Genomic DNA, 16,955 nt, shown 5'->3' on the forward strand with positions numbered 1-16,955 from the left:
AGCCAGTCGTCATGCAGTCCCTTTTTTATAAAGACGTTTTTTTATAAAACTATTTATATTAAGATTAACTAACATAGCAACTACTATTGATTAATTTTACGAAAGGTTTAATGCTGTTTTTTGTGGCTTTTGTAAAACAGCAGTGAATCACAAAGATATGCCAGTAGGCTGAATGATAAGTTTAATATAAGCTTTTATGTAAAATGCTCGCAGCTTTGTGTTAAAAGGCATGAAACAAGCGGTAAAACAGCCAGTTAGCTTGCAGGGGCTTCATCACAATGCGATAATGACAGTCAATGAATACCCCTGATTTTGAGGTTCAGCGCGCTTAGCAGTATTGCTAAGTCTGCTTGTTTGCCTCTTTTATGCAGTCTATCGGAGTGTTAATGGCTCAATATATCTACACGATGAACAACGTGTCAAAACTTGTTCCACCTAAGCGTGAAATTTTAAAAAATATTAACTTATCTTTTTTCCCAGGTGCCAAGATTGGTGTCTTGGGTATTAATGGTTCAGGTAAATCGACCTTGCTACGCATCATGGCGGGCGTGGATACTGAATTTAGTGGTGAAGCTCGTGCGCAAACAGGTACCAAAATTGGCTATCTGCCGCAGGAACCGCAGCTTGATAACAGTAAAGACGTACGCGGTAACGTCGAAGACGGTATGCGTGAAGCGTTAGATGCATTATCGCGCCTTGATGCTATTTATGCTGAATATGCTGAGCCTGATGCAGATTTTGATAAGCTTGCTGAAGAGCAGGGCAAGATGGAAGACATCATTCAAGCATGGGATGCGCATAATTTAAATACCCAGCTAGAAAAAGCCGCCGATGCCTTGCGTCTGCCACCATGGGATGCTGATGTTAGCAAACTATCAGGTGGTGAAAAACGCCGTGTGGCACTATGCCGCTTGCTATTGTCACGCCCTGATATGTTATTACTTGACGAACCGACCAACCATTTGGACGCTGAGTCCGTGGCATGGTTAGAGCAGTTCTTGCAGAATTACAGCGGTACGATCGTTGCTATTACCCATGACCGTTATTTCTTGGATAACGTCGCTCAGTGGATTTTGGAGCTTGACCGTGGTCATGGCTATCCGTACGAAGGCAACTATACTCAGTGGCTCGAGCAAAAGAACACGCGTCTAGAGCAGCAGAATAAGCAAGAAGAATCGTTTGCTAAGGCACTGAAAAAAGAGCTAGATTGGATTCGTAAAAATCAAAAAGGCCAACAGGCTAAATCTAAATCTCGTGTACAACGTTTTGAAGAATTGAACTCGCAAGAATTCCAGAAACGTAATGAGACCTCTGAGATTTATATTCCACCTGGTCCTCGTTTGGGTAATAAAGTCATTGAAGTCAACGATATCTCCAAATCATTTGGCGACCGTTTGCTCTATGAAAACCTAAGCTTTAACGTCCCAGCTGGTGCTATCGTTGGTATTATCGGTCCAAATGGTGCGGGTAAAACCACGCTATTTAATATGATTACTGAACGTGATACGCCAGATACGGGCTCAGTCGATTTGGGCGAAAGCGTCAAAGTTGCTTATGTTGGTCAGGTACGTGACAACTTAGATGATACTAAAACGGTTTGGGAAGAAATTTCTGACGGTCTTGATATCATTACGGTTGGCGACTATACCACGCCAAGCCGTGCCTATATTGGTCGCTTTAACTTTAAAGGCTCAGACCAGCAGAAGCATGTCGGTCAATTATCTGGTGGTGAGCGTAATCGCTTGCAACTAGCGAAAACGCTAAAGCAGGGTGCCAACGTCTTACTACTTGATGAACCATCAAACGATTTGGACATCGAGACTTTACGTGCGCTAGAAGACGCGATTCAAGTCTTCCCAGGTACCGTCATGGTCGTATCGCATGATCGCTGGTTCCTTGACCGTATCGCGACTCATATCTTGGCGTTCGAAGATGAAGGTCCGGTTTGGTTCGATGGTAACTATTCTGAGTTTGAAACCTATCGTAAAAAAACGATGGGTGATGATGCCAACCCTAAGCGCATGAAGTATAAGAAAATTTCGACCTAGAGCTGTTGTTTAGAGGATAATTACTTAAAAAACAGTTACTTAATAGATAGTTACTTAGAGATTTCATATTCGAAGTAACAAAAAAAGACCTCTAAGCAGTTAGAGGTCTTTTTTTATGCTTGTTATACGAGTGGGTTATTTAAGTCTACTCATTAACGCTTACGGCCAAATTTACGCTGCTTTTTATTACTAATCTCAGTGATTGCATGAGCAATCTCTTCCTCATTGAGGTTGGCAACTTGCTGCAGAATTTGCATCATATCAGGGCTGAGAACATATTTAGCATGATGCGCAATATCATCGATGCGCTGATCAAAGGTTAATAGACCAGTCTCTTCTTCTTTTTGTAGATAATCTAGACGGGTCAAGGCACCGAGGAAACTGGTAAATAGCGCACGATCAAAGAAGTCAGGAATATCATCGGCATAAAGCACTGATAAACGTTGACCAAGCAAATGACATAAATCAACGACTTCGTTTTCAGTCAAATTGCCTGAGCCTTGCTGGGCCAGTAGAGCCAAGGTCATAAAGTAGCGCTCAAGGCTTTGTTCAACAGGCGTGGCAAGCACTTGCAGCTGCTGGTAGCATCTACTATTGGCTTCAGGAACACTCAGCATACCATCACCCAATTCTATAATAAGTCCATGGGCGATGAGAATATCGATTTTTTTGTTGAGCGTATCCGCCAAGCCGTGCGCAGGATAATATAAGAATAGCTCGCTTTGTAAAAATGGATAAAGCTGTTTGGCAATATTATCCAAACGACTACGCTCGATACGACCGTTACGCGCTACCAATGCTGATAAGAACGACAAGAGAATAAATACATGCAAAATATTATTACGGAAATAGCTGAGTAATGCTGCTTGCTTGCCTGCAATCTGAATGATATCACCCAAGATATGAGGAATACGCTCAATAAGCTTCAGCTTAATCCCGTAATCAATGATTTGCTGTGGCGACATGTCGGTGACAATGGTATCACTTGAATATGGCAGCTGTTGAGCAAGACCTTGATAAAGGGCAATTTGCTCGCGGCAAATGTCTTCATCGAGCGCCGATTTTGGTGCAGATAATAATACTAACGACAGCAGCGATACCGGAGTGACTACAGCAGCTTTATTGATATGTTGCATGACTTTGATGCCGATGTTATCAACCATAGCACTGGCTTTACTATCGAGCGGCGTATCGGTACGATCAGCAGGTAAGCTGTTTTCTGGCACGTCAAATTTGGTCATAAAGTCGGTCAGATGCAGCGGCGTACCAAAGCTTAGGTGTACATTGCCAAAGATACGCTCAATCTTCCGACCGACTTTCAGCAGACCAATCAAAGATTCAGACTCTTTTGGCTTACCTTTTAGCTCACCAATATAGGTACCGCCTTCCATGATGCGCTCATAACCGATATAGGTTGGAATAAAAACCACCGGCTTATTGCTTTGACGCAATTGGCTGTGCACTGTCATTGCCAGCATACCCATTTTCGGTGGCAATAAACGCCCTGAGCGTGAGCGCCCGCCTTCGATAAAGTACTCAATAGGCGTATTACGAGTGATAAGGGTATGCATATATTCACGTAAAACGGCGGTATAAAGCGCATTGCCACGGAAGCTGCGACGAATATAAAAGGCAACTGCGCCGCGTAATAAAGGTCCCAAAATAGGCACATCTAAGTTATCGCCCGCAGCGACATAAGGAATGCTCAAACCACGCTTGTAGATGACATAAGACAGTAGCAGGTAATCAACATGACTGCGATGGCAGGGTACATAGACCAGCTCGTAATCTGCCGCAAGCTCCCGTACACGCTCGAAGTGATGCACTTCTACACCGTCATATAGCTGCGTCCACAGCCAAGTTAAAAACTTATAAAAGCCGCGAACAATGGAATGCGAGTAATCATTGACCATCTCATTAGCGTAGCTTTTTGCAAGAATACGAGCCTCACGCTCGCTGGTGCCTGTCTCGGCAGCTTCTGCTTCTATCGCATGTTTGATCGCTGGTGAATAAACCAGCTTATCTACTAAGTTACGTCGGTCTGATAAATCAGGACCGAGCATGCTGGCACGCTGTTTGTCTAAATAAATATTGAGCTGTTGTTGCAAAGACCGCACCAGCTCACGATTGCCGTCAGCCGACGCAACCACCGCATAATTTGGCGCTTCATCGATATTCTTAACAGCACTGTTGTTATCTGCTAAATCAGTATCTTTCGAATCAATATCTTTTAAATCTTCTACATTTAAATTAGCGGCTACTGATTCAAGTACAGCCGATTCATCACCATCACCTTTGAGGTTATCATTAATAAGTGTGCGTAAGTCTTGTGGTGGATGGAACTGTAAAAAGGTATCACGTCCCATCACGCCGATATTAAATAACTGTTTGGTAATGCTGGGGTCTTCCCAGTTATCAGTAGTCAACAGTTTAAATAGTGAGTCCTCTTTTTCTGGAGCGCGTCCCCACAGAATGGAGACCGGCACCAAGCGTACTTTTAATTCTGGATGCTGTAAAACAGCAGATACTAGACGCGATAGGCGCGGTGATAGCTGGGTGTCTTTGGCATGTGGATGATGCAAAAATATAATGGCGGCGTTTTCTTTAATATCATGGGCACTATCATTTACCCCGACCAACGCTGGTGGTAGCTTGTGTTCTTGTGTTTGCAGATCAATCAAAATACTATTCGAGCGCGAATAATCTTGCAGCACATAAAATCTTAGGGTCTTATCGTCATGATCAAACTCGGGTAATTCGCCTAAAAGCTTTGGCTTAACAGCAACATCAAGTACCTGCCCGGACAGCTGACGATACAGCTGATTGAGTGGTGCATTAGAATACGTTTTGGTAGCAATGGGGCTGACATCAGTTGCTGGAGTTACTGATTCTGCAGTTACTGAGTTGCTATCTTTCGCTACTGGCGCTTTAAAAATCCGTTTTTTTAAGAACTTCGGTATCATAATCGGTATCAAAATTAGTCAAATATATTGCCCTTATAATGCCATAAAAGCCATCAAAGCGATATATAGTGTCTGTATATACTACCAATATTAATAAGCTCTGGTTACGATGTCGTAAGTTACACGCTGCGTAAGGCACTCAATGATTTGAAAGTTAAGGTGTTTAGCGTAATAATAGTTTTGCACAATATATAATGTATTGTGTTTTTGCTTACTCATTAACGTCACTTAATTAAGTTAAAATATTATGACTCCAGCTATCAATCTCGCCAAACAACGTAGTCTTGATTATCGATTACACGAATATACTCACGACAGTAATGCCATCTCTTTTGGTTTAGAAGCTGCCGAAAAGCTGGGTGTTGATGTGACACAAGTTTTTAAAACCTTGGTCGTATTGACCGACGCAGATGTGCTCGCCGTTGCTATCTTGCCAGTGCATAAAACCTTAAACTTTAAAAAAATGGCAAAAGCCCTATCTGTTAATAAAATACTGCTCTGCAAAAAAGTTCAAATGGCAGACCCTAAGCAAGTCGAGCGTAGTACGGGTTATGTACTGGGCGGTGTTAGTCCATTGGGACAAAAAAAGCGATTGGCAACCATTATAGATGACTCAGCGCAAGCACATTTGACCATCTATGTGAGCGGCGGTCGCCGTGGCTTGGAGATTGAATTACCTCCTACGCAGTTGGCGACCACGCTTACGGCTCGCTTTGCTTCTATTACCGATGACTCTATTAATGATGACTAACAAACACTGATTGTCAGCTAAATTTAGCTTCGTACAGCCGTTCATTTTTCACTCTTCACTCATATTTTATAAGGATAGTGTCATGCCACATTTAACCATCCAAGTGACGCCCAATGTCAGTATTACTCATGAAGAATCATTTCTCAAAGCATTAAATAAAGTATTGTGGGACAGTGGACACTTTGGTAAGCCGACGGATATCAAGGCGCGAATTTTGCCCTTGCATACCTTTTTAGTAGGCGTTGAAGATGATGAGCAAACTAATGGCTTTATTTATGCTCATCTAAAAATCATGAGCGGTCGTGATATCAATATCCGAAACCAGTTGGCTGAGCAACTGCTTGCAACCATAGAGGAAACGCTGGGCGCAGAGCAATCAGGGCGCGTAGCGTTGCAGATATGTGTTGAGGTTGAAGAGATTAGTACGGTTTATCATAAAAAAATGCTGAATGAGTAAACGATAAAGTGTCTTGTATTGCTTATAAATACTCACATAAAGACTCACTGGCATATTTAGGTAATATCATGATTTCAACGGTATAACCGGCCGTTTTACCTTGGGTTGCCATCAGATTACGCGCAATACGTAATCGATAGTCACCAGTTGCGGGCAAGCAGCCTTGATAGATAATACCGCCTTTGGTGCCATCTTGCGTTCCATTTGGCATGTGCAGCACGCCGACATTGGCAGTCTCAGATGTGCCACTACCTTTACCTGCGAGCGGCGCAATATTAATCACGGCATATTGCCAACTGGTCGCATTAAAGCGATACCAATGCTCATTTTCATTGGGCTTCAATTTACCAGTGATGGTGCTAGTCAGGGCTCCTTTTGCAAAATGAATAGGGGTGTCGCTGCTTTTAGCAACAGCGATGGAGCTATTTATAGTAAAGCTAATGAGTGCTGCACTAAGCAGTAGCGTACGAACATAGCGTGGTAATAAAGATATTTTTTTATTAGTGTTCAACATGATGAGCTCCTAAAAGCGATAGTTGATATCAGTTTGCCATAAGTGTCATTAAACGATTAAAAAACGATAGAGGTTTTATTTAAGCATAAAAAAGCGCCTAATAAATAGGCGCTTTTTATTTTTATAAATTATTGATTGGTTTTAAATTAATCTTAGTCTAAGAAAGCAAAGTTATCGATGTCCATCGCTGTCATGCTGCTGCTTGGTGCAACCATGCTTTCGGCGTGACCTGAGGTACGTGGTAATAGCTTATCGAAGTAGAATTCTGCCGTTTGGATTTTAGCTTTATAGAACTCTGGAGATTCAGTGCCGCCATTTTCAAGCTTGTCATAAGCAACCGCTGCCATACGAGCCCAGTGGTAACCCATCATCACATAGCCTGAATACATCAAGAAGTCATCTGACGCAGCTGAGATGATTTCACGGTCTTTACGTGCCATTAGCATCAAGCGTACAGTCAATGTATTCCACTCAGCACATAGTTTGGTCAATGCCCAAACGAATTTACGCATCTCTTTATCAAGCGCATACTCGCCACACCATTTCATGATGCTTGACGTATAGTCGCGAATAATCTTACCTTTAGACTGCAAGATAACTTTACGACCCAATAAATCTAGTGCTTGGATACCAGTGGTACCTTCGTACATAGTGGCGATGCGAGCATCACGAGCGATTAGTTCCATGCCCCATTCTTTGATGTAGCCGTGACCACCATAGACTTGCTGACCGTGTTTGGCTGCTTCAATACCAAGTTCCGTTAAGAAGCCTTTGAGGATTGGCGTATAGAAGCCAAGCTTATCATCCCATTTCTCAAACTCTGCATCATCACCGTTGGCGATACCTTGAGACATTTTATCCGCATAGCGTGCTGAATGATAAATCATTGAGCGACCACCTTCAGCAAAGGCTTTTTGGGTCAGTAGCATACGACGTACGTCAGCATGATGGATAATCGCATCAGCAACTTTTTCAGGATCTTTCGTACCTGATAAAGTGCGCATTGAGCGACGATCTTTGGCATACGGTAGGGCGTTTTGGAATGACAATTCAGTATGTGCCAAACCTTGGATACCAGTACCGATACGAGCCGTGTTCATAAAGGTGAACATGGCTTTTAGGCCTTTGTTCGGCTCACCAATGAGGTAACCAATAGCATCATCAAAGTTTATGACACAAGTTGCTGATGAGTTGATGCCCATTTTATGCTCAATTGAACCACAAGTAACACCATTGCGCTCGCCAATTTCGCCTTCAGCATTTGGTAAGAATTTCGGTACGATAAATAATGAGATACCGCGTGTGCCTTCTGGTGCACCTGGTAGGCGTGCTAAAACGATGTGCACGATGTTTTCGGTTAAATCATGATCACCGCTTGAGATGAAAATCTTAGTACCGCTAAGTTTATAGCTGCCATCATCTTGTGGAATCGCTTTTGACTTAACTTGACCCAAGTCAGTACCACATTGTGGTTCAGTCAGACACATCGTGCCGGCCCAAGTACCTTCGACCAATTTATGTAGATAAGTCTCTTTTTGCTCATCCGTACCATATTGCATGATGGTATTGATACAGCCGGTCGATAGACCAGGATACATTGCCCAAGGCCAGTTAGCCGTACCAATAAGTTCAGCTTTAATCAAGTTGATTGACATTGGTAAGTTCATGCCGCCAAATTTTTCAGGGTACGAAATACCTTGCCAGCCGCCGTCTACAAACTGATCGTAAGCTTCTTTAAAGCCTTTAGGAGTAGTGACAACACCATTCTCAAAATGACAGCCTTCTGCATCAGCTGGCTGATATAAAGGAGCTAAAACATTTTCAGCAAAGTCAGCCATACCCTGAAGAATCATATCAACGGTTTCAGGATCTGCATTTTCGCCATTGTCCAAATCTTTATAATGCGTCTGGAAGTCAAACACATCATTAATTAAGAACTTGATATCACGTAAAGGTGCTTTGTAAGTTAACATAGTCGCTCTCTTTAATTATTCGTTATCATAGACGCTCGGCTCAGTATTTAAGCCACGGTTTATATAAACAGTTATTTAATTATTGGGGTTGAAAGTAGACGGTATCAATGGTCGTCAGGAAGATTTATTAAGAACAGCTTATCCATTTTGATAATCGTTAAGGCATCCTTGATAAAAACAGCTGTTGTGGCATTGATATCAGTATAAATCTTCTATAGCGACAAATATACAACTAATAACTAAAATTCATGATTATTAAAATTAATGAAAACATTAAGTTATAGATATGTCAATTAACCTGTTGTTGATATTCATGATTGAGCAGTCACTTACTATCGAATCACCAAATGAACAAAGTAATTTAGTAGTCTATAAATTAAATGTATCTACGAAATGAGGGATGTTAGTTATGAGCGCATCAAAGCGCGAGCCAAATTACAAGGTAAGGCGAGTAACTTGGCTAACCGTATTATTGACTCGCATAAGGTCGTTGATTGGTGGTGAGCTTGAGCATTTAATAACCGTCAATCGCAGTAAAAGGCCGTGGCATATGCCGATTATCGCCGCTATTGCCATTAGTTTCCCTGTATTTGTGGGCGCTTACTTTGATGCTTTGTCATCAGGAATCAAGGCGTCTTTAGGGGCAATGGTCATCTTGAATTTGCCTTTAGTCGGCAAATTGCCTTATCGCTTAGTGACGGTAATGGCATGGGGCTTTGCGCTGTCATTGTGTTTTGCCTTTGGTTTGATAGCCCAGCAAGTACCCATTCTTAGGCTGCCAGTATTTATGCTGATAGCCTTTGGTGTGGTTATCTTTGGGCGTTATTATCGCCAGCCACCGCCCGCAGGACTATTTGTAATGATGGCAGGAGCGATTGCGTTATTCATACCAGTGCCGCTAGAAAATATCATGTCAGCAACTGGGCTTGTGATGCTCGGCAGTGGCTTTGCCTTAATCATGGGGCTACTGTATTCGCTGTTTTTATTAGCGACGCGTCCTGCTACGCCTACACCAATCTACAGCTATGAGCCCGATACCATTAGTGAGAGCATTATTGTCGCGGGCTTTGTGAGTTTAGCGCTGCTGATTGCATTGATGCTGAATATGCCTAATCCGTATTGGGCGGCAGTCAGTTGCTTCCTTATCATTCAGGGTATCCATTTACGTACGATGTGGATTAAGCAAATACATCGTTTACTAGGGACATTGGTAGGCGTGGGGCTGGCGAGTTGGATGCTATCTTGGGGCTTGCCAATATGGGGTGTGGCTATTTCGATATTGATTATGATGCTTTGCATTGAATCATTAGTCGATCGTCATTATGGCTTAGCAGTCATATTTATCACGCCGCTGACGATATTCATCGCGGAATACGGCAGTGGTTTGCCGCTTACGTCAGCAGCTTATCAAGAAGTGACAAACGCGCGCTTGCTCGATACCTTACTTGGCTGCATGGTCGGTCTTGGCGGTGGAGTCGTTATGCATTCAACGAATTTACGCGTACCGCTGCGCCGTATAGAAAAATGGGTGCTCACGCGTTTTGGCTAGTATAAAAAACCTAGATTTTGACTATGTTATGGCTATAGCCAATTGAATATAAAAGAGGTACATTAAAAATAGCGTTATACTGGGATAAATTTTCCTCGCTTGCTGTGCGCTTCGCACTCCAGAGGCGGCGCAACCTATATTTTAAAAATAAGCATCCCAGTAGCACTGTATTCTTTTTAAATTGAATCGACTATATATTATAGTGGCTGCGCTCATGAGACGTTTTTTATGCTGATGAGTTTTCTAATGTCGCGCTTGCTTGTGTCACATCAATAGCATGTCCTGTCCACCGCTCAAAACTTAATGCCGCTTGCCCGATAAGCATGCCATAACCGTCAGATATCTGGGCGCCACGTGCCGCAAAATGCTGCAAAAATGGCAGCTCACGTCCATACATCATATCGTAAGCGAATTGGCAGTTTAGCTCATCGGCTAATGGCAACGTTTCACCTGATAGCCCGATGGATGTGGCATTGATGATGATATCAAACTCTCCGCTTAAATCAGCCGTCGCACAGGTATGAATGGTGTATTGATTTATCGTTTCGCTTGCGGCGCTAAGCTCAGCAACTAATACTTCAGCCTTGTTCAATGTACGATTTGCGATGGTTAGCTGACTGATACCGGCTTCAATCAGTGGCAATATAACGCCACGTGCTGCACCGCCTGCGCCAATGAGTGCCACGCGTGCGCCATTAAGTGGCCAGCCTAAGCAGCTGATATGATTGACCAAGCCTTGACCATCGGTATTGTCGCCATAGACTGCTTCTGCTATCGTTGCGCCATTTTTTAGTGCCTCTTTATTTAGCAGAAGTGTATTGACCGCGCCTGCGATTTTGGCATGCTCAGATAAGCCGGCACGCGTCAAACAGCAATCATAAGCGATTTGTTTAAATGGTACGGTCACATTGGCACCCACACCGCCGCCATGGAAAAACGCCTCAATGACTGCCGTAAAGCTGGCATCATTATCAGGACAATACTGTCGCTGATAGCTAATATCTATGCCTACCTGCGCTGCAAATAGCGTATGAATTTCAGGGGATTTACTGTGGGCAATCGGATTACCAATAACGATAAAATGCTGGGTCATAAATAGTCCGCTGGCTGCAAAGGGTAAAAGGAAAAATAAAAGCGTTGGTAAGAAACAGTGTTAATTCAATCATCATAAGGGATAACGCTGTGTTTGACAAACCTAGCGCTTGACTAGTAAGCCTTTCATTAAATAGGTATTTTTGACAAAATGGGTTTTTAACAAATCTGTACTCTCTGCGAGTGTTATCGGTAACGTAAAGGGTAGTCAAGTGTTAAGCAGTTGGGTAAACTAGAGAGCATGAAAAAGTGCCAGCATGTTCGAATGATTGCTTAAATATATAAAGCTGGGTTATAAAAATTTAGTTATAAACGCTTAGTTATAAAAAACGTTTTAATAAAAGACATTGTTCATTATCAGCGGCATCTCTGCCTGCTCGTTAATACCATTTTCAGAACCATCTAAAAGTGTGAGTAAATTGCCCATGTGGAATAAGACCTTACAGACCATTATGGTCAGTACGATAATGGCAGTTGGCGTGTCTTTGAGCGCCTGTGATAGCACCAAGGATAGTGATGCAACAGCTCAAGAAGTGAGTACTGATGCCAGCAAGCAGAATGTCGCTGATACGCCTAAACCAGAAAGCGCTGCGACGAATGCCGATTTAGATGGTGCTACCCCCCAAGAAGGCACACCGGTTAAATATGATGTCGCGTCGTGGGGCACTCAAAAAGTACAAGCGCTCAATGTCGACCAGTTGGATAGTATAAAATCAACCTTTGGTAAGGTGGTCAGCACTGACGAAAATAGCTTAGACTATGCCAGTAATCCAGCTGCCAAATACCGTTTTATGAATACTGATGCGCCTTATTTAGATCTTATTGATTCTGAAAAATATCTTGAGCTTGGCTGGTATTTTGCCAATCCTACTGACTCTGATAAAGAAAAAGAGCTGAGTCAAAATCATGCCAAAAAATCCTATACGCTTGCACGTCAACTGATGGGTGATGAAGGCGGCAAGCTGGTTGCTGATATGCTTAACGGCCAAATCATCAAAAACAAAGTTGTTGGCGGTCAAAAAGTAGAGTTGGCAAAATGTGAGTTTTATAGCTGTATGCTAATCATCAATAAATCCGCTGCCCAAACAGATAATAAATAAACCATGCTGCCGTCCAATAGCTGGTCATGCCTGTCTCATCTGCCTCAAACAGATAAGTCGCCAGATAACTCAACGGTTACCGCCTCATTAGACAATCGCGGATTGGCATATGCCGATGGGTTTTTTACCACCATGGGCGTTATAAATGGGCTCATACTGTGGCAAGACTATCATCATCAGCGTCTCATCTCTCATGCCAAGGCATTGCAACTTGATTTAGACAGCCTCTCACTACTGGCTATCTTGCAAACGCATGCTCAGCAGCTATCGCAAGGTATACTTAAGCTAATAATAACTCGCGCCGTGCAAGATATCCGTGGCTACGGCTATACGCCAAGCGAGTCCGGTAGCAAGTGCGAGATTTGGCTAAAATCCTCTGCGATGACTATTGCAACATCCAAGCAGCTGCATTTACCTGATTGTCGCTTAATTCCCATGCAGTCTGCCAGCACTGCCGTTTGCTTATTCTCGCAGCTTGCTTGTTTGCCGCCGCCTCTTGCGGGACTGAAAAGCCTTAATCGTCTCGATAATGTGCTGGCAAGTGCTGAGTTACAAGGCATCAAAGCCCATGCAGTAGCGTCTAATGAAGAGCTAGGTATTAGTGAAGGCTTGCTGCGTGATATGAGTGGGCGCTGGGTTGAAGGTACGATGAGTAATGTATTTTATCAACTATCAAATACTCGATTAGTAGAATCAGAAAGTATTTTAAATGTTAATCAACACAACTCCAACTACCTCAGAACTGGTCAATGGTATACGCCATCTATGGCACAATCGGGCGTCGCTGGAGTAATGCGACAAGTCATCATGGATGGCTTAGCTAAGACTGACACGCCAGTAATTATCAAACCGTTAACGGACGAAGATTTGCCACAGTTAAGCCAACTGTTCTTTTGTAATGCTGTGCGCGGGGTCATGCCAATGAAAAGTCTGGCATTGTTATCGGGTGAAATAATGGATTTTTAATCTGTTTCATTTTATTCAAAAATATTAAATTTAGTATCAATACAATCGTCAGGATACAAAATAACTTCTTCATTGCGATACATATCTTGTGCTTTTAATAGCGCTTCTTGCTCGTTTTCTGCCCCAACCTCTACTATATTACTTAGCGTTTCAACAATTTCTATTTGAAATATTTTCAAAGTCTGCTCATTTTTTTTATCATAACCATTCTCAATGTTAGTAAATTCAGCCAATGGCTGAGCATTGCAATTAGGACAATAGCTTTGTTTAGCGACCCAATCTTCGCTTAACACTCTAATGATTTGGCTTGGTGATTTATAGTTCTTGGCAAGGCTTTGATTGAAATGTAGATTCATAAGCAGTTTTCTTATTAGAAGAAGGAATTAAAAGTAATAAGAATGGTTACGAGTATTAAGCCATATAAATTGGCTTAAACGCTAAGTTAATTCATAAGCTAAGCAAATACCATTGAAAATCGCACGGTTCAGTGCTAAATTCTAGCAATCTTCTGCCTCGCGAGTTGCCATGAGCACGCCCACACCTGAAACGCCTCCTAAAAGCCCTAATGATACGCCATCTAATAACCAAGAAGGCACTGCTGATGAGCGTGTCGACACGGCACCGCTGGACTCAAAACCAGTAGTAGATGAGGCAGTCGCAGAAGAAGTACCGGCGACGGATATCTCACTCATTAGCGGAGAAAATAAACCACGCCATTATAAAGTCGATAACCCATCGTTTTTTATGCAGCGCGGTTATCAAGTGTTATTGGTGCTTGGACTGATTGCAGTATTTTTCTTAGTGATGGTTTATCAGACCTTGTTTGGACGGATTGAGCAACCAAAGCAGATGGTGACGATTGAACAAGGTCAGACTTATTACGGGCTATTGTCGCAATGGCAGCATGTGCCGTTATTTTCTGCCACTATTGCCAAGCTCTATATTAAATCGCAAGTCGATGCGCCGTTGCATGCAGGCATTTACCAATTTCCTGCGAACCCAACAATCGCTGAAGCTCTCCAAGTCTTAGAGCAAGGCGAAAAAGCAGCGATGGTAAAGGTGCAAATTATCGAAGGTAAACCGTCTAAAGATTTATATCAGGCGCTACGTGACAATAAAGGCATCAAAAAAGAAGTGCTGACCAGTGACGCGGATAACGCCAGTATTGCGCAAGCGTTGGACTTGGTTGGTATCTTGCCAGATGCGGTAGTGAACAGTAATGACCCTATCGTCAATCACAATCTTGAGGGTTGGTTTGCCCCTGACACTTATTATTATGGTGAAGGAGCCAGTGATAAGCAGGTGCTGACTGACTTGTATAAACGCCAGCAGCAAGCGTTGACTAAAGCTTGGGAAAACCGGGCTCCAAATTTACCTTATAAGAGTCCTTATGAAGCGTTAGTGATGGCATCGATTATCGAAAAAGAAACCAGTGTGGCAGAAGAGCGTCCATTGGTATCGGCGGTGTTTAATAATCGCTTGAATAAAGGTATGCGCATGCAAACCGATCCGACCATCATCTATGGTATGGGTAGCCGTTACGAAGGTAATATTCGCCGTAAAGACATCGATGAAAAAACGGCTTATAACACTTATCAAATCGACGGTCTACCACCAACACCCATCGCATTACCTTCAGCGGCCTCTATTGAAGCGACCTTGCATCCTGCCGATAGCGAAGCGCTATACTTTGTAGCGACAGGTAATGGCGGGCATAAATTTACCAATAGCTTGGCTGAGCACAATCAAGCGGTCAAAGACTATCTCAGCGTCATGCGTGAAAAGAAAGCCCAAACGCCGCCGCAGTAACTGGCTCCTTATGTTACTTTTTATATTACTTAAAAAAACCATCGTTTAATAAGCGTTATAACCATAAATAATAACAATGATAACGCTCATCAATGACATAAGGTCATATCATGTCAGCATCTATACAACCTCATTTATCTCATATCAACACTGCGCCCATTCAAGGGCGTTTTATTAGTTTTGAGGGTACCGAAGGCGTCGGCAAGACTACCGCCATTGAGCAGCTATGCGCACGCTTGCAAGCGCGTGGCATTGATTATCTGCGTACCCGCGAGCCGGGTGGTAGTCCGTTTGCTGAACGCTTGCGTGAGATATTGTTAGACCCTAATACCGCTATCAATGATGATACGGAATTGCTATTAATGTTTGCCGCACGTTGCGACCATATGCAGCAAGTTATTTTGCCCGCGCTGCAACGTGGGACATGGGTGATATGCGACCGATTTACCGACTCGACCATTGCTTATCAAGGCTTTGGACGGGCGCATGGCGATGTTACTGTACGCCGCAAAATTGACATGCTTATCGAGCAGTTCGTCGCGCAGTTACCTGAGCTAACCTTATGGTTGGATTTGCCGGTATTAGAAGGTATGGCACGCGCCAATAAACGTAGTGCGGCTGACCGCTTTGAGCAGCAGGCAACTGAGTTTTTCACTAGAGTGTATAATGGTTTTAGTAGTCTTGCTGCCGAGCATCCTGAGCGCATACAACGTATTGATGCATCAGGCAGCGCTGATGAGGTCAGCGCGCGAATATGGCAGACGGTTAAAGAGAAATGGGATGTTTAATAGATAGCTTTATAAAGCCATGAGCTTGCCCAAATAAAAAGCCCCGACTTATAAGTTGGGGCTTTCTTTATTGATAAATATTTAAAATGGTTGGATATTTAAAAAAGCCATATTTATTCATTATGCACTTTTTGTTTCAATCGTTTTTACTTGAGTCTTTTTTACCTAAATCTTTGCTCAGTTCGACTTCATTATTAGCGCTATTCGCAGCTTTATCACTACTTGAGTCCGGTAAACGATTGGGGTCAAGGGAGCCTTTTTTGGTTTTAGGCGCGTTACCATTGCCATTTCCACTGCTTTTCCCACTATTTTTACTGTTGCCAGCTGTTTTGGTTTTTACAGTTGCTGTCGAAAGATCAGACGCTATCTCTTTATTTTCATCACTCACAGTGTTTTTAGGTGCTGATAATTGAGTCGTTACTATTGTAGATGAGGCGGCTGAAGTATTGGTTAAGCTACTGGTCAAAGTTTCTTGCTCAGCCTGTATATCCGTCTCTTTATTCGCTTCTACGATAGGCGCTACTAGCGTTGCATCATTGTCACCGTCCGTTAGCTCTACTTCTTGACGCTTTTCAGGTGCTTTAGAGCTGGACTCAAAGTTTGCATCCGCTGCCGCGCGCGCTTGCTCTTGTTTGGGCGTCACATCGACCGGTTTTGGCTGTACTTCATCATCCACTACCAATGAGATAAGCTTACGATCACGCGGTACGGTACCATCGAATTTATCAGTAATGACGTGCAGCTTGCCTTCTTTGTCAACGGTATAGAGCGGCACGAATTGTTTATTATCGGCTTTATACTGCTCAAAGCTGTAGCTATCAGTGATATTGGTAATTTTAATACGGGCTTTTTTGGACAGCATACTGGCAAGCTTGGTATAAGTGGCATCATTGCCAAATAACCACTTCGAATGAAAGTTTGCTTGCTTGTTATCCGTTCACTTTT

The 16,955-nt window shown here is 42.9% G+C and carries 14 protein-coding genes; 8 read left to right on the plus strand and 6 right to left on the minus strand.

Annotation, left to right across the window (positions count from 1 at the left end):
* Positions 1 to 386: 386 nt before the first annotated feature.
* Positions 387 to 2,048, plus strand: coding sequence for an energy-dependent translational throttle protein EttA (gene ettA / locus CAN34_RS10745; RefSeq protein WP_079690639.1), 1,662 nt, complete (start codon positions 387 to 389; stop codon positions 2,046 to 2,048).
* A 152-nt stretch (positions 2,049 to 2,200) separates the two neighbouring features.
* Here ettA and plsB read toward each other — a convergent pair whose 3' ends face one another.
* The gene (gene plsB / locus CAN34_RS10750) at positions 2,201 to 5,011 is read right to left on the minus strand and encodes a glycerol-3-phosphate 1-O-acyltransferase PlsB (RefSeq protein WP_089555656.1); all 2,811 of its coding nucleotides are present in this window, start codon (positions 5,009 to 5,011) and stop codon (positions 2,201 to 2,203) included.
* A 247-nt stretch (positions 5,012 to 5,258) separates the two neighbouring features.
* Here plsB and ybaK point away from each other — a divergent pair, with 247 nt between their 5' ends.
* Positions 5,259 to 5,762 carry a Cys-tRNA(Pro) deacylase gene (gene ybaK, locus CAN34_RS10755; RefSeq protein WP_089555657.1) on the plus strand — a complete coding sequence of 168 codons (504 nt, stop codon included), beginning with the start codon at positions 5,259 to 5,261 and terminating at the stop codon, positions 5,760 to 5,762.
* Positions 5,763 to 5,844: 82 nt separating this feature from the next.
* Positions 5,845 to 6,219, plus strand: coding sequence for a 5-carboxymethyl-2-hydroxymuconate Delta-isomerase (locus CAN34_RS10760; protein ID WP_089555658.1), 375 nt, complete (start codon positions 5,845 to 5,847; stop codon positions 6,217 to 6,219).
* Positions 6,220 to 6,241: 22 nt separating this feature from the next.
* Here CAN34_RS10760 and CAN34_RS10765 read toward each other — a convergent pair whose 3' ends face one another.
* A complete protein-coding gene (locus CAN34_RS10765) occupies positions 6,242 to 6,733 on the minus strand; it encodes a hypothetical protein (protein WP_089555659.1) in 492 nt (163 codons plus the stop codon).
* Between the two features lie 152 nt (positions 6,734 to 6,885).
* Positions 6,886 to 8,706, minus strand: coding sequence for an acyl-CoA dehydrogenase C-terminal domain-containing protein (locus tag CAN34_RS10770; protein WP_089555660.1), 1,821 nt, complete (start codon positions 8,704 to 8,706; stop codon positions 6,886 to 6,888).
* Between the two features lie 409 nt (positions 8,707 to 9,115).
* Here CAN34_RS10770 and CAN34_RS10775 point away from each other — a divergent pair, with 409 nt between their 5' ends.
* The gene (locus CAN34_RS10775) at positions 9,116 to 10,255 is read left to right on the plus strand and encodes an FUSC family protein (protein WP_089555661.1); all 1,140 of its coding nucleotides are present in this window, start codon (positions 9,116 to 9,118) and stop codon (positions 10,253 to 10,255) included.
* Between the two features lie 226 nt (positions 10,256 to 10,481).
* On the opposite strand, the gene aroE is transcribed toward CAN34_RS10775, so the two are convergent.
* A complete protein-coding gene (gene aroE / locus CAN34_RS10780; protein ID WP_089555662.1) occupies positions 10,482 to 11,348 on the minus strand; it encodes a shikimate dehydrogenase in 867 nt (288 codons plus the stop codon).
* Positions 11,349 to 11,772: 424 nt separating this feature from the next.
* Here aroE and CAN34_RS10785 point away from each other — a divergent pair, with 424 nt between their 5' ends.
* Positions 11,773 to 12,447, plus strand: coding sequence for a hypothetical protein (locus tag CAN34_RS10785; protein ID WP_089555663.1), 675 nt, complete (start codon positions 11,773 to 11,775; stop codon positions 12,445 to 12,447).
* A 3-nt stretch (positions 12,448 to 12,450) separates the two neighbouring features.
* Complete coding sequence (locus CAN34_RS10790; RefSeq protein WP_089555664.1) at positions 12,451 to 13,413, plus strand: aminotransferase class IV; 963 nt, start codon at positions 12,451 to 12,453, stop codon at positions 13,411 to 13,413.
* A gap of 11 nt (positions 13,414 to 13,424) precedes the next feature.
* Here CAN34_RS10790 and CAN34_RS10795 read toward each other — a convergent pair whose 3' ends face one another.
* A complete protein-coding gene (locus CAN34_RS10795) occupies positions 13,425 to 13,769 on the minus strand; it encodes a DpnI domain-containing protein (protein ID WP_089555665.1) in 345 nt (114 codons plus the stop codon).
* 169 nt (positions 13,770 to 13,938) lie between these two features.
* Here CAN34_RS10795 and mltG point away from each other — a divergent pair, with 169 nt between their 5' ends.
* Positions 13,939 to 15,222 (plus strand): endolytic transglycosylase MltG, encoded by a 1,284-nt coding sequence (gene mltG / locus CAN34_RS10800; RefSeq protein WP_089555666.1) that lies wholly within the window; start codon positions 13,939 to 13,941, stop codon positions 15,220 to 15,222.
* Between the two features lie 110 nt (positions 15,223 to 15,332).
* A complete protein-coding gene (gene tmk / locus CAN34_RS10805; RefSeq protein ID WP_089555667.1) occupies positions 15,333 to 16,010 on the plus strand; it encodes a dTMP kinase in 678 nt (225 codons plus the stop codon).
* 136 nt (positions 16,011 to 16,146) lie between these two features.
* On the opposite strand, the gene CAN34_RS10810 is transcribed toward tmk, so the two are convergent.
* Complete coding sequence (locus tag CAN34_RS10810) at positions 16,147 to 16,872, minus strand: hypothetical protein (protein WP_089555668.1); 726 nt, start codon at positions 16,870 to 16,872, stop codon at positions 16,147 to 16,149.
* Positions 16,873 to 16,955 lie beyond the last annotated feature (83 nt).

The organism is Psychrobacter sp. DAB_AL32B, assembly GCF_002224105.1.
GTDB lineage: Bacteria > Pseudomonadota > Gammaproteobacteria > Pseudomonadales > Moraxellaceae > Psychrobacter.